Raw genomic sequence first — 504 nt, 5'->3', positions numbered from 1 at the left:
AGCCAGATGACGCGCGGTCCGTTCCCAGTCTGCCGCCAGCGGCACAGGGTGGAGGGAGCGATCTGCATCCACTCCGCGACCTCCTCAGAGGTCAGCAACTTCTCATCCATCTCACATCTCCTCACTCATCGGTTCGTGGTCTTGGTCTGGGCTTTCCACTGCTCGTATTCGCGGGCACGGGCAGCAGCCGCGAGCGCGAGGGTCTCGTCACCGGGGTTCGTCCAGCCGGTGCCCTGGTAGGTCCAGTTGCCGATGACGAGGGTTGTCTCGGTGTCGTCCGCCAAGAGCCGGGCCTCGAGCTCCTCGAGGTCGAGCAGCGCCTTACGGGCGTCTTCGTCGTGCTCGGCGGTCGCCACCAGGTCGCGGTACTTGGCGCGTGCCCTGCGGAGTTGGCCGAGGGTCACGGAGTAGCGCCGGGATTTGGTGGAGAAGTGGCCCCGGAAGCCGAGCATGTGAGCCCACTTGCCCAGCAGCCGGTAGGGGTTGGCGTGGTTGCCGCTGGCG

At 66.7% G+C, this 504-nt stretch carries 1 protein-coding gene; it reads right to left on the bottom strand.

Going from position 1 to position 504, the window contains the following annotated elements; genetic code table 11:
- Positions 1 to 125: 125 nt before the first annotated feature.
- Positions 126 to 504: replication initiator (locus ABD126_RS38735; protein WP_343944890.1), on the bottom strand; the 379-nt coding region annotated here is incomplete at its 5' end.

The organism is Saccharothrix mutabilis subsp. mutabilis, assembly GCF_039521145.1.
GTDB classification, from domain to species: Bacteria; Actinomycetota; Actinomycetes; order Mycobacteriales; family Pseudonocardiaceae; genus Actinosynnema; species Actinosynnema mutabilis.
This window is presented reverse-complemented; position numbering and strand designations above follow the sequence as displayed.